Annotated in this window: 10 protein-coding genes; 1 reads left to right on the plus strand and 9 read right to left on the minus strand. The window is 72.9% G+C overall.

Features of this window, described 5'->3' with window-relative positions:
• Positions 1-2,427 carry a serine/threonine-protein kinase gene (locus ABT171_RS20725; protein WP_503075880.1) on the minus strand — a complete coding sequence of 809 codons (2,427 nt, stop codon included), beginning with the start codon at positions 2,425-2,427 and terminating at the stop codon, positions 1-3.
• On the opposite strand from ABT171_RS20725, the gene ABT171_RS41925 reads away from it, so the two are divergent.
• Positions 2,393-2,704 (plus strand): hypothetical protein, encoded by a 312-nt coding sequence (locus ABT171_RS41925; protein ID WP_503075883.1) that lies wholly within the window; start codon positions 2,393-2,395, stop codon positions 2,702-2,704. The two genes, ABT171_RS20725 and ABT171_RS41925, sit on opposite strands and share 35 nt — an antisense overlap.
• A 19-nt stretch (positions 2,705-2,723) precedes the next feature.
• On the opposite strand, the gene ABT171_RS20730 is transcribed toward ABT171_RS41925, so the two are convergent.
• The 8 genes from ABT171_RS20730 to ABT171_RS20765 form a co-directional block, all read right to left on the minus strand.
• Positions 2,724-3,998 carry a coiled-coil domain-containing protein gene (locus ABT171_RS20730; RefSeq protein ID WP_351245807.1) on the minus strand — a complete coding sequence of 425 codons (1,275 nt, stop codon included), beginning with the start codon at positions 3,996-3,998 and terminating at the stop codon, positions 2,724-2,726.
• A gap of 51 nt (positions 3,999-4,049) precedes the next feature.
• Entirely contained in the window at positions 4,050-5,081 is a 1,032-nt protein-coding gene (locus tag ABT171_RS20735) for a glutamate ABC transporter substrate-binding protein (RefSeq protein WP_351246009.1), read from the minus strand.
• Between the two features lie 14 nt (positions 5,082-5,095).
• Positions 5,096-6,529 (minus strand): GlnX family signal transduction membrane protein, encoded by a 1,434-nt coding sequence (locus ABT171_RS20740; RefSeq protein WP_351245809.1) that lies wholly within the window; start codon positions 6,527-6,529, stop codon positions 5,096-5,098.
• Positions 6,530-6,702: 173 nt separating this feature from the next.
• The gene (locus ABT171_RS20745; RefSeq protein WP_351245811.1) at positions 6,703-7,689 is read right to left on the minus strand and encodes an N-acetylglucosamine kinase; all 987 of its coding nucleotides are present in this window, start codon (positions 7,687-7,689) and stop codon (positions 6,703-6,705) included.
• A complete protein-coding gene (locus ABT171_RS20750) occupies positions 7,680-8,945 on the minus strand; it encodes a 6-phospho-beta-glucosidase (protein WP_351245813.1) in 1,266 nt (421 codons plus the stop codon). The genes ABT171_RS20745 and ABT171_RS20750 overlap by 10 nt, the downstream gene beginning before the upstream one ends.
• A 110-nt stretch (positions 8,946-9,055) precedes the next feature.
• Positions 9,056-10,267 carry an ROK family transcriptional regulator gene (locus tag ABT171_RS20755; RefSeq protein WP_351245815.1) on the minus strand — a complete coding sequence of 404 codons (1,212 nt, stop codon included), beginning with the start codon at positions 10,265-10,267 and terminating at the stop codon, positions 9,056-9,058.
• A gap of 206 nt (positions 10,268-10,473) precedes the next feature.
• Positions 10,474-11,094 carry a Uma2 family endonuclease gene (locus tag ABT171_RS20760; protein WP_351245817.1) on the minus strand — a complete coding sequence of 207 codons (621 nt, stop codon included), beginning with the start codon at positions 11,092-11,094 and terminating at the stop codon, positions 10,474-10,476.
• Positions 11,095-11,228: 134 nt separating this feature from the next.
• Positions 11,229-12,338, minus strand: a complete 1,110-nt coding sequence (locus ABT171_RS20765; protein ID WP_351245818.1) for a mechanosensitive ion channel family protein — start codon at positions 12,336-12,338, stop codon at positions 11,229-11,231.
• Between the last annotated feature and the right edge of the window lie 279 nt (positions 12,339-12,617).

A 12,617-nucleotide genomic window follows, 5' to 3' on the forward strand; every position in this document is an offset into this window, starting at 1 on the left:
CTACACCCACGTCCGGGGGCGGTAACGGTTCGCCCGTTCCACCAGTTCGATCCTCTCCTCGCCGCCGGGCGCCAGCCGGGCCAGCGTGCGGTAGGCACGCTCCAGGCCGAAGCGGAGGCCCCGCTCGTCCAGACCGCTGCCCAGCAGCACCCGTCCGCCGGCGGCCTGCCGGGTGCCCTGGCCCCCGGAGAGTATCCAGTCCAGCGCCGAGCCGAGCACTTCCGCGGCCAACCGAGCGCGCCGCGCCGGATCCAGGCCGTACGCGTCCAGCGCCTCGACCTGCCCGGCGGCGGCCGTCAGGTCGTCCAGGAACGGTACGTCACCGGCTGTCGCGGTGCGCTGTCTGAGCCGCGCCCGGACGGCGGCGACCCGGGCGGCCGTGTAGTGGATGGAGGACTCCGGCACCGACTCCAGGGTCCGCACGGCGCCGTGCCGGTTCCCGGCCGCGAACTGCACCCGGGCGAGCCCGAAGGCGGCGCTCACATAACTCGGGTCGGTCGACCACACCAGGTGGTAGTACTCGGCCGCGTTGTCCAGTTGGCCCAGCACCTCCGCGCACAGGCCGAGCGCGAGCTTGGGCGCGGCCTCGCCGGGGAAGGCGTCGTAGATCGCGTCGAAGGCGAGCGCGGCGCCCGCGAAGTCGCCGGTGACCAGGGCGGCCACACCCCGGCACCACACCACCCGCCAGTCGTCGGGCCGTTCCTCGTCCAGGGTGGCCAGGCTCATCAGCGCGGCCTGGTGGTCGCCGCTCTCCAGCCGGGCGCGGATCCGCCGGAGCCGGGTCTCCACGGTCTGCGCGGGCGCCGCGTCGAGCGCGCTGATCAGCTCGGCCGGCCCGGAGGCCAGCAGACCGGCCAGGAAGCCCGCGTTGGGGTCGCCCGGGTCGACCAGCGGGACCGGCAGGGCGAGTGCGGTGGCGGGGGTGTCGACGGGCTTGACGAGAGCCGCCGCGAGCGGCACCGGGACGCCGGGCGACACGGACGCCACGACGCCCCCGGCGCCTCCGGACCCGTGAACCCCCGCCGCGGATGCCCCGCTTCCGGGACCGGCCGCGCCCGCTGTGGGCGCGCCGCCCGCCGTCGCCGGGGCTCCGGCCGCCCCCGGTGCGGGCAGGCCTCCGTAGCCGGCCGCCTCCGGTGTGAGCCCGCCGGTTCCGTGGCCCGGTGCCCCGGCGGGAGCGGCCGTCGCGCCCCGCGTGCCCGTGCCCGTGGTCGTCCGCTTCCGGCGCCGTACCTCGCGCGCTCCCAGCAGGGACACGTCCCCGTCCAGCGTGGGGAACACCTCCCGGTCGATGACCTTGACCTCGGGGCCGAACAGGGTCGAGAGGGCGGGCCGCGCGTGCCCGGTCTGCAGGGAGACCACCTCGCGCAGCACGCCGGTCAGCTGCTCGGCCATCTCCTGCGCGGAGGAGAACCGGCGGGCGGGGTCGGGGTCGGTGGCGCGGACCAGGAGCCGGTAGAAGGACTCGTAGCGGCGGAAGACGTCGATGGTGTCGGGATCAGGGAGGGAGTCGGCGTAGACGTTCGTGTAGCCCTGGAAGTCGAAGGTGAGGACGGCGAGGGTGCGGCCCACCGTGTACAGGTCGCTCGCCACCGACGGGCCGACCTCGGCGACCTCCGGCGCCTGGTAGCCGACCGTGCCGTAGATCGCCGACTCCTCGTCGTCCATGCGCCGCACCGCGCCCATGTCGATCAGCTTGAGCTGGTCCTCGGTCTGGATGGCGTTGTCGACCTTGAAGTCGCAGTAGAGGAGGTTGCGGCTGTGCAGGTGGCCGAGGGCCTCCAGCGCCTCGATGCCGTACGCGCACGCCTGCTCCACCGGCAGCGGATCGCGCCGGCCGTCCGGCGTGCGGCGGGCGTTGGCGATCTCCTTCAGTGACTTGCCGCCGACGTACTCCATGACGATGTAGCCGTCGAGGGAGCCGGTGCGCTGGTCCAGGTGTTCCACGAAGTTGTAGATCCGCACGATGTTGGCGTGCTCGATCTCCGCGAGGAAGCGCCGCTCGGAGATCGCCGCCGCCATCGCGTCCTGGTCACCGGTGTCCAGCAGACCCTTGAGCACCACCCACCGGTCGGAGACGGCCCGGTCCACGGCGAGATAGATCCAGCCGAGCCCGCCGTGCGCGAGACAGCCGGCGACCTCGTACTGCCCGTGCACCACGTCCCCGGCCCTCAGCTTCGGCACGAAGGAGTACGGGTGCCCGCACTTGGTGCAGAAACCTTCCGTGCGCCCCGGCCGGTCGCCCCGGGCCCGGCCCACCGGTGCCCCGCAGGCCGAGCGCGAGCAGAACCGCTTCCGCTCGGGCACCTCCGGGTTCTCCAGCACCATGGCGCGCGGGTCGGGCCGGGGCACCTGCGGCACGTTCACCAGCCCGGCGCCGAGCCGGCCGCGCGTGGACGGGCCGGAGGAGGAGCCGGAGCTGCGCACCGACACCGAGTGCCCGGTGGACCGGCCCGACAGGGACCGGGAGAGCCGGCCGGACACCGAGCGGCGCGACCTCGACGACTGCGAGGACGTAGGCGAGCTGCTGCGGGAACTGCCGCTGTCCGCCGCGCCCTTGGTCAGCCCGGTGGGCAGCGAGCCGACCATGCCCGTCCCCGACGGGGGACCCCCAGCCGACACCACCGGTGCCAGGCCGCAGGTGTCGCAGTACAGCTCACCGCCGCCGACGTCCTCGTACGACCCCTCGCAGCCCGGCCGCTGACAGCTCTGTCCCGGCTGGCTCATGACTGCTCCCCCTTGCGGTCCTCGGGCGCACCGGCGCCGCCGAGCAGCTCGGCCGCCAGCTGCTGGTAGCGCAGCACGGCCTGCTCGGCCACCCGCAGGTCGCAGGGCGCGCTCCACAGCATCCGCCGGGCCGCGTCGTACCGCTCGACCAGGAACGGGTCCTCGGCGAGCCCGTGCCGGGCCACCTTCGCCTTGTACGCGTCGAGCCGGCCGCGCAGTTCGGCGCGGACCGCGAGCGGTGCGGTGACCGCGGTCAACGACTCGCGGGCACGCAGCAGTTCGTCCTCGGCCTTCTGCTCCAGGGATTCCAGGAGCGGGGAGAGCCGGTGCCACTGGGCCTGCCGACGGTACTCGGCCGCCGTCGCCAGCTGCTCCTGCAGCACCGTCGGCGGGCCGCTGACCACCGGCACCTCGGTCGCCGCGATCTTCGCCAGCACCTCGCCGCGCGCGGTGCGGGCCTCGGCGAGGGTGCGGTCCGCGCGCGAGAGCACGTCCCGCAGCCGGATCAGCCGCGCCTCCGCGTCCTGCCGGACGGTCAGCACGGCGTCGATCTCCCGGCGCACGTCCTCCAGGGCGCGCGCCTCACGGTCGTACACCAGGGTGTCCGGACGGCCGCCGCCCGGCGCCGAACTGCCCTCGGCCGGCACCCAGAAGGCGAGCGGGTCCGCGATGACGTCCTCCCGCAGCCTGGCCAGGGTGCGCGTGATCCGCTCCAGGTCGTCACCCGCCGGGTGCTCGCCGGGGCGTACGCCGACGGAGTGCGCGAGCGCCCGGGTGCGCTGGAGTTCCGCGGCGAGCAGATCGATCCGCGCGGGCAGCGCCGACCACACCGCGTCGGCGGCGACGACCAGGTCCAGGCTCGTCGCGTACAGCTCGTTCATCCGGTCGACCAGCGCGGCCAGTGAGAAGGACTCGCTGAGCCGGCCGTTCCCGGCGACGGTGACGGACTGCCCGCGCAGCAGCTCGGTCAGCTCCTGCAGGTCCTCACGGCTGGACCAGCGGCGCCGGGCGCGGATCTCGCGGGCGGTGCGCAGCGCGTCGGCGTAGGCGTCGAAGTACCCCCAGAGCAGGGTGATCCGGGCTTCCGTGGCCTGCCAGCGCTCTTTGGTCACGCCGGTCAGTTCGGCGCCTTCGAGGAGTCTGCGGCCCGCGTGGTCCTGCAGCGCCAGCAGCGAGGTCTCGATCGCCTCGTGCTCCTGGCCGAGCCGCGCCAGCGCACGGTCCACCTCGTCCCGGTCCATCACCGGCCCGGCGGGGTCCGTGACGCCCATCGATCACCTCTCGCTGCGTTTCAGTGTTCCGGTCTTCCGGTCGGATGTGGCTCAACTCGTCCGCAGATACCGCGGCGCGGGCGGCTTGGACGCGCTCGGGTCCTTCCCCAGTGTCGCCGAAAGCCAGGTGTCGTACGACGCCTGCCAGCCGCTGGAGCGGTAGTCCACCAGAACGCGGTTGACCCGGCGTACCAGATCGGATGCGTCCTTCTTCATCGCCACGCCGTAGTACTCGGTCGTGAACGCCCGGCCCTTCAGTTCGACGGTCGGGTCCTGTGCGGCCTGGCTGGCGGCGAGCGCGCCGTCGGTCACCACCGCGTCCACCTCGCCGAGTTGCAGCCTGACCAGGCAGTCCAGCTGGTTCGGGACGGTGGTGGAGATGTCCGTGGAGGAGGGCAGGGCACCGCTCTTCCGGTCGGCGTCCAGCTTGGTGTACGCCGTCGAACCCGCGGCCGTGCAGATCCGCTTGTGCGCCAGGGTGTCGTTGTAGCCGGTGATGGACGACGACTTGGGCGCCAGGACCTGCTGGCCGGTCTTGAAGTAGGGCGCCGAGAACGCGACCTGGGACAACCGCTCGCAGGTGATCGTCATCGTGCGCACGACCATGTCCACCCGCCCGTCCTGGATCGCGGAGATCCGCTGGCTGGTCGGTATCGCCTTGAACTGCACCGCCTCCGGGTCGCCGAGGAGGTCCTGCGCGATCCGGTGCACCAGGTCGATGTCGAAGCCCTCCAGCTCCGCGCCCTCGGTGTTCGGGTTGCGGTAGCCCCAGTGGTAGCTGTTCTGGTCGACACCGACGATCAGCTTGCGCCTGGCGCCCGTACGGGCCTTGATCGCGTCGATGGTGGGGCCGTCCGCACCGGACGGCGACAGCGTCTGGTCCTGCGCCTCGGAGGCGTCGCAGCCCCCGGCGCGGGCCTGGATGCCGGCGGCCACCCGCTGCCCGCCGGCCCCGCCTTCGGCCGGTGCCTTCTGGGTGCACGGCAGCAGCAGGGCGAACGCGAGGGCGAGCGCGCACAGCACCGCCATCGCGCCGACCCCGCCCCAGCCCCGCAGGGAGGCCCGTACACGCGCCGCGTACATCGTCATGCCCCCTGTCACCGGTACTCCGAGAGTCTGCGCCCGATGCCGGCCAGCGCGACGGCCGCGCCGAGCACCGCGAGCACGGCCGCGCCCACCGGCAGCCCCGCCATCGCGTCCCGCCCGTCACCGGCGGCCCGCTGGAACTCGCCCTGCTCATGGTCGATGGCCTGGGCGAGATTGCGGTCGACGCTGTCGAAGCACTCACCGGTGGCGCCCTTGGCGCCGATGACCTTGTCCAGCGCCTGCTGGTAGTTGCCGTCCTCGTCCTCGCTGCGGGCGGAGGCGTGGCGCTGCTTCCACACCGCCATGTTCCCCTCGGCCGCCTTCACCGGCGTACGCCCGCCCTGGTCGTCGGCGAGCTTCTCCGCCCCGGTCAGGCCCTTGCCGAGCACGGCCATGTCCTTGTCGAAGTCGTGGTAGTAGGCGTCGTACGTCTTTCCGCCCACCGTGATCGTCTCGGCGCCGCGCGCGACCAGGCTCAGGTTCTCGTTCCCCCGCGCCTTCAACGAGGCGATCCTGGCGTCGTGCAGCACCGTCAGCGAGCGGACTCCGTGGTCGTAGGAGCCGTTCAGCTCCGCGCGGGCCACCGCGTGGCCGACGACCAGCCACAGCAGGGCGACCGTGGTGGCGGCGCTGGCCGCGACCAGACCGTGGTTGAGCACGCGGTTCGTCCGCCGGTACGAGCGGTGCTGGGCCCAGCCGAGCGCGGCCAGCGCGAGCACACCGAGCGCGATGGCGATCCACGGATACGGCGTCGCGTCCGCGTAGTCGGCGTCGAGCCGGGCGTTCTCCTTGGTGTAGAGATCCTCCGCCGCCGGGAGCATCTCCTTCTGCATCTTCTCGTTGGCGTAGCGCAGATAGGCGCCGCCGACCGGATATCCCTGCCGGTTGTACGTCCGGGCGCGCTCGACGAGGCCCTTGTACTCGGGCAGCAGCCTGTTCAGCTTGGCGATCGTCGTCTCGGAGGCCGAGCCCGGCTCGGCGTTGGCGGCGGCGGTCACCAGCCCCGCGGCGGCGGTCCGGATGTCCTTCTCGTACCGGTCCCGGGCGGCGGCCGTCTCCTGGCCGCCCGCCAGGAACCCGCTGGAGGCGGCCGTGTTGGCGTCCGCCAGCGACCGGTAGATGTCCGCAGCGCCCGAACTGAGCGGCTGGCTGCGGTGCAGCACGTCGTCGGCGGCGGCCGCCCGCTCACTGGCCTGCCAGGCGGTGACCGCGCCGAACGCCACGACCAGCAGCGCGAGGACGGCCCCGATGATCCGCAGCCGCCCCGGCTCGGTGGTCGCCGCGGTCCGCAGCCGGTCGACACCCTCGGCGAAGGCGGTCCGCCGGGCGGGCGGCGCGGGGGAGCCCGCGGGGGCCGGCCGGGCGGGCTGCGCGGGGATGCCGGGGGCGGCGGGCGCACCGGGGCCCGCCATCGGCGGTGCTGCGCTCTTCGGCGGGTGTGTCACCTGACCTCCCCCATGGTCATCCGTTCGCCGCCAAGTATCGCCGCCGGGACTGACATCCGCACCGGCCTTCACTGGATCTTGATCGGATCGCAGTGTGTCCGGCGGCGCGCGGTGCCCGGCGCACCACCCCCTGCGAATGAACACGCCGGCCGGGGCGGATCGGTTCCGCTGGCTCAGGGGCGTTTTCCGGACAGCTCCCAGTGCTCCCGCGCCCGCGCCCGCGCCGCCGCCCCCGCGCCCAGCCGGTCCAGGCCCAGCAGGGCCGCGCCCAGGACCGGGCGCGCCGTCACCACGCGGACGTCGGCCTTCGGGGCACGGGCCGTCAGCAGGGCGCGGAGGCCGTCGTCGAGGAGGGCGTGGCCGGCCGTCAGGACGCTGCCGCCGAGCAGCACCGGCGTCTCCTCGTCGAGCAGCTCCAGGCGGGTCAGCGCCACCGTGGCCATCACGGCCACCTCCTGCGCGAGTCTGGCGACGATCGCGCGGGCCACCGCATCGCCCGCGGCGGCCGTCGCGAACAGCACCGGAGCCAGCTCGTGCCGGCGGTGTCTGTGGATGTGCTCCAGGTGCAGCGCCTCGATCAGCGCGTACATCGTGGGCAGGCCGAAGTGCGCGGGCAGGGTGCGGGCCAGGGCCGTCGGGCCGCCCCGGCCGTCCTCCGCGCGGGCCGCGTGCCACAGCGCCTCCTCGGCCAGCCCCCAGCCGCCGCCCCAGTCACCGGAGATACGGCCGAGGGCCGGGAATCGCGCGGTACGGCCGTCGGGGCGCATGCCGACGCAGTTGATGCCCGCCCCGCACACCACGGCCACCCCGCGCGGCTCGGCGACGCCCGCCCGCAGGATCGCGAAGGTGTCGTTGCGGACCTCCACGGACGCACCCCAGCCGCGTTCCGCCAGCGCGGTCGCCAACCGCTCCTCCTCCACGGGGAGATCCGCGTTGGCCAGGCAGGCCGACACATGCGCCACCGACGTGACGCCCGCGTCGGCGAGGGCCCGCGCGACCGGTTCGCCCAGCGCGTCCAGCGCCGCCGGCACGCCCACCGCGGGCGGGCGGAAGCCGCCGCCGCGTGCCGTGGCCAGGACCTCCCCGGCGGCGGTGACCACGGCCACGTCGGTCTTGCTGTTGCCCGCGTCCACCGCGAGCACGGTCGAGGTCAGGCCCACGCGAGGTGCTCCCGGTTGTGTGCGATCAACTGGTCGGTCAGGGTGTCGGCGTACCCGTACTGGCCGATCAGCGGGTGGGCGAGCAGGGCGCGGAAGACCCGGTCGCGGCCGCCGCGCAGCGCCGCCTGGAGCGCCAGGTCCTCGTACGCCGTCACGTTGGCGATCAGCCCGGCGAACAGCGGGTCCGGCTCCGGTACCGGCAGCGGGACCGGACCGTTCGGACCGACCGCCGCCTGCACCTCGATCACCGCGTCGTCGGGCAGGAAGGGCAGCGTGCCCCGGTTGTACGCGTTCACCACCTGGTACGGGCTGCCACCACCGGCGAGCAGCGCCGCCGCCAGGTCCACGGCCGCCTCCGAGTAGTAGGCGCCGCCGCGCCTGGCGAGCAGCGCGGGCTTCTCGTCCAGCGCCGGGTCGCCGTACATCGTCAGCAACTCCCGTTCCATCGCGGCGACTTCGGCGGCACGGGACGGCTTGGTGCGCAGTTCGCCCACGACCTCGTCGTGGGCGTAGTAGTAGCGCAGGTAGTAGGAGGGGATCACGCCCAGGCGGTCCAGCAGGGGGCGTGGGAGGCGCAGGTCGCCGGCGATCGCGTCGCCGTGGTCGGCGAGGAGCCTCGGCAGGACGTCGTCACCCTCCGGGCCGCCCAGGCGCACACCGGTTTCCCACGTGAGGTGGTTGAGTCCCACATGGGCGAGGTGCACATCCGCCGGCGTCACGCCGAGCAGCCCCGCGAACTTCCGCTGGAGGCCGATCGCCACGTTGCACAGCCCGACCGCCCGGTGCCCCGCCTGGAGCAGGGCGCGGGTGACGATGCCGACCGGATTGGTGAAGTCGATGATCCAGGCGCGCGGGTTGGTACGGCGGACCCGCTCCGCGATGTCCAGGACCACCGGGACCGTGCGCAGCGCCTTGGCGAGGCCGCCCGCGCCGGTGGTCTCCTGGCCGATGCACCCGCACTCCAGCGGCCAGGTCTCGTCCTGCTGCCGGGCCGCCTGCCCGCCGACGCGCAGTTGCAGCAGCACCGCGTCGGCGCCGTCGACGCCCGCGTCCAGGTCGGCGGTGGTGACGATCCGGCCGCCGTGGCCCTGCCGGGCGAAGATGCGCCGGGCCAGGCCGCCGACCAGCTCCAGGCGTTCGGCGGCCGGGTCCACGAGGACCAGTTCCCCGATGGGCAGGGTGTCCCTGAGGCGTGCGAAGCCGTCGACGAGTTCGGGGGTGTAGGTCGAGCCTCCGCCGACCACGGTGAGTTTCATATCGGGGTTGACCCTTCGCTGGTTCTTGCGGGGACTTCCGCCAGGCGTACGGACACCTGTACCGCGTGCGGAGCCGTGTCCCCGAGGGACAGGAGGGGGTGCCGCCGGGGTCAGCGCGAGGTGTCGAAGACCTCGTCGCGGGTGGCGACGAGCGCGGACTCCAGCGCGCCGCGCAGGACGGGGTGTTCCTGGACGTGACCGACCACCAGCCGGGGGCGGGTCGCGGCCAGCTCCTCCAGCTCGGCCTGGACGAGGGCGCGCAGCACCTCGCCGCCGGCCGTCAGCGCCGAGCCGCTGAGCACGACGAGTTCGGGGTCGAGGACGGAGACGAGCGAGGCGAGACCGATGGCGAGCCGTGTCGCGTAGCTCCGCAGCAGCGTCCGGTAGGGGCCGCTCGCGTGGTCGGCGGCACGCGCGACGAGTTCGGCGGCGACCTCCGTGCACGGCCCCGACGGCACGTCCTCGATGCCGAGTTCGCGGGCCAGCCCCGGTATGGCCCGGGAGCCGGCCAGCTCCTGGTAGCCGCCGGTGTTGGCCTTGGCCACCTGGCGCACCAGGGGCGTACCCGGCACCGGCAGGAAGCCGACCTCGCCGGCGCCGCCGGTCCAGCCGCGGTGCAGCCGGCCGCCGAGGACCAGGGCGGCACCGAGCCCCTCCTGGTTCCACAGCAGCACGAAGTCCCGGTGGCCCCGGGCGGCCCCCAGCCGCTGTTCGGCGAGGGCGACGAGGTTGACGTCGTTCTCGTACTCGACGGGCATGGGGAGCGCCGCCGCGAGGTCACCGAGCAGGGTGGGGGAGTGCCAGCCCGGCAGATGGGAGGCGTAGCGCAGCCGGCCGGTGTGGGGGTCGAAGGCGCCCGGGGTGCCGATGACCAGCCGGTGCACATCGGACCGGGCGAGCCCGGCGGCCTTCACGGCACCGTCGAGCGCGTCGCCGACCTGCTGGACGACGGGCTGTGCCGGGTGCCGCCCGGGTGTGGGCAGCTCGGACTCGCCCACCGTCCGGCCGGTGATGTCGGCGACGGCGGCGCGGATGCGGTCGGGGGTGACATCGAGCCCGGCGGCGTACGCGGCGGTGGGGTTGACGGCGTACAGCTGGGCGTTGGGGCCCGGCCGGCCCTCGCTGGTGCCGGTCACCCGGACCAGTCCGGCCGCCTCCAGGCGGGCCAGCAGCTGTGAGGCGGTGGGCTTGGACAGGCCGGTGAGCTTGCCGATCCGGGTGCGCGAGAGCGGCCCGTGCTCCAGCAGGAGGTCCAGTGCGGCACGGTCGTTCATGGCGCGCAGCACGCGCGGGGTGCCCGGCGTACCGGCGGTTCCTGCCATGGAGTGCGACACCTGCCTTTCCAGCCACTCAGCTCTTCAGTGACCCGGGCACGGCGTCCAGCCTTGATCACCGGCCGTGGGGAGATCACTGTTAGGAAAGTTTCCTATTGTGGTGCGAGGAACGTATGCCCAGGAGGAAGGGGGCGTCAATAGACAGCGGCCCCGAGGTGACGGGGTTGTTGTCTCGGAGCCGGGGGCCCTCGGGTTCAGCGGTCCAGGAAGGGGGTGGTGTCGAGGGTGGGGTACGGCGCTGGGAGGGGGAGGGGATCGCCGAGGGTGACCTTGGTGTCGGTGGCGTAGTACGCCTCGGTGGGGTCGTCACCAGGGAGGATCGGGTCGGTGTAGCAGTGGGCCGTCCTGGAGTGGCGGTTGATCAGGACGTAGACGGGAATGCCGGCAGCGGCGTAGGTGCGGAACTTGGGGCCGGTGTCGGTCTCGTGGTTGGTGGAGGTGACTTCACCGACGAGGGCGATCATGTCGACGGGGTACCAGCCCTTGTTGGCCTTGCGGTACGACTCGTCGAGTTCTGTAGCTCGGCGACGGCGGACGTAGAAGTCCGGAATGATCAAAGCCATGGTCTTGCCGTCCTCGTGGGCGGCGCGATATCCGTTGCCGAAACCCACAAGGCCGAATCCGGCTGTCCGGAACTGGTAGAACACTTCCCCGGCGCCGTGGTTGTGATTGTCGTTCGGTTGCGGCGGCACGATGACCGTACCCTCGACATACTCCGGTCGAATCGGCATCGGCGAGGCCTCTTCGAATGCGATCAACAGGTCAATGGGGTCCACCTGCGTCATGACCGGCTCCATGATCGGTTCGGCGCTCATCGCTTCTCCTTGTCGCACTGATGCCAGGCTAAGCCCACGCCGGGCGCCCCGTGCAGAACGATGGGGCACCCCGTGCGCCCTCGGCGCCGGAATGCCCCACCTGTTCACTCGAACGTGTGTGCCGAACCGTTCCGCTACTTCGCCGGAGGTGCCGACCGCTGGGAAACGATGGGTGCTGCCGCAACCGACTGCGTGGAGTCCGCGTTGGCGTACACCGACGGCGCCGCCACCGCCGCCGTCGGGTCCGGGACGTCCTCGACGTCCTCCGTCGCCGTCGCGCCGCCCACGATGCGGATGCTCGCCCGGTCGAACGCCCGCTTGATCCGCCAGCGCAGCTCCCGCTCGACCGTCAGCGCCTTGCCCGGCATCGTCCTGGCCGACACCCGCACCACCATGGAGTCGATCAGGACGGAGTCCAGGCCGAGCACCTCCACGGGGCCCCACAGCATCTCGTTCCAGGGCTCTTCCTTGCTCATGTGCTCGGCGACGTCGTCGAGGGTGGCCTTGACCTGGTCCAGGTCCTCGGACGACCTCACGGTGACGTCCACGCCCGCCGTCGCCCAGCCCTGCGAGAGGTTGCCTATCCGCTTGACCTCGCCGTTGCGGACGTACCAGATCTCGCCGTCGGACCCGCGCAGCTTGGTCACCCGCAGCCCGACCTCGATCACCTCGCCGGTGGCCACCCCCGCGTCGATCACGTCCCCGACGCCGTACTGGTCCTCCAGGATCATGAACACGCCGGAGAGGAAGTCCGTGACCAGGTTCCGCGCGCCGAAACCGATCGCCACACCGGCCACACCGGCCGACGCCAGCAGCGGCGCCAGGTTGATCTTGAAGGTGGACAGCACCATCAGCGCGGCCGTGCCCATGATCAGGAAGCTCGCCACCGACCGCAGCACGGAACCTATCGCCGCCGACCGCTGCCGCCGCCGCTCGGCGTTGACCAGCAGCCCGCCCAGCGCCGTGCCGTCCACGGCCTGCGCGGTGCGGCCCATCCGGTCGATCAGCTTGGTGATCGCCCGCCGCACCGCCGCGCGCAGTGCCACCGCCACGACCACGATCAGCAGGATCTGCAGGCCCATCGCGAGCCAGGTCGACCAGTTCTGCTCGACCCAGCTCGCCGCGTTCGTCGCGCTCTGCTGGGCGTCCTGGATCGACGGCACGGTCGGCGTCGACCGGGAGGGTGACGGGGACGGGGTCGGCGACGCACCGGCGGCCACGAGGACGGCGGGCAAGGACGACACGGCAGGTACCTCCAAGGTGCTGCGCGGTCCGTACCGGCGGGGTGGTCACGGTCTTCAAGGTCACGAAAAGGTCACCGGACGGACAGGACCACCACACTAACGGGGCATTGTGTGTGCCCCGCGCGGATCAGCCAAGGAGGGGCGCAGGAGAGACAGGGCTCACCTGGCTTGAACCGGCCATGATCCGGGGGATGAATCGGATGTGGTCGAAAACACTCCCAGCCCGTTACCGGGAGATGGTGGCGCTTCCACCAGGCCTGAGGGGAGACTGACTGCAGA

This window comes from Streptomyces sp. NPDC001851, from assembly GCF_040297165.1.
Taxonomy (GTDB): domain Bacteria; phylum Actinomycetota; class Actinomycetes; order Streptomycetales; family Streptomycetaceae; genus Streptomyces.

Excerpts from the sequence above, each read along its gene's own strand:
- ABT171_RS20730 (WP_351245807.1), bottom strand. The coding sequence starts at position 3,998 with ATGGGCGTCACGGACCCCGCCGGGCCGGTGATGGACCGGGACGAGGTG.
- ABT171_RS20735 (WP_351246009.1), bottom strand. The coding sequence starts at position 5,081 with ATGTACGCGGCGCGTGTACGGGCCTCCCTGCGGGGCTGGGGCGGGGTC.
- ABT171_RS20750 (WP_351245813.1), bottom strand. The coding sequence starts at position 8,945 with ATGAAACTCACCGTGGTCGGCGGAGGCTCGACCTACACCCCCGAACTC.
- ABT171_RS20755 (WP_351245815.1), bottom strand. The coding sequence starts at position 10,267 with ATGGCAGGAACCGCCGGTACGCCGGGCACCCCGCGCGTGCTGCGCGCC.
- ABT171_RS20760 (WP_351245817.1), bottom strand. The coding sequence starts at position 11,094 with ATGAGCGCCGAACCGATCATGGAGCCGGTCATGACGCAGGTGGACCCC.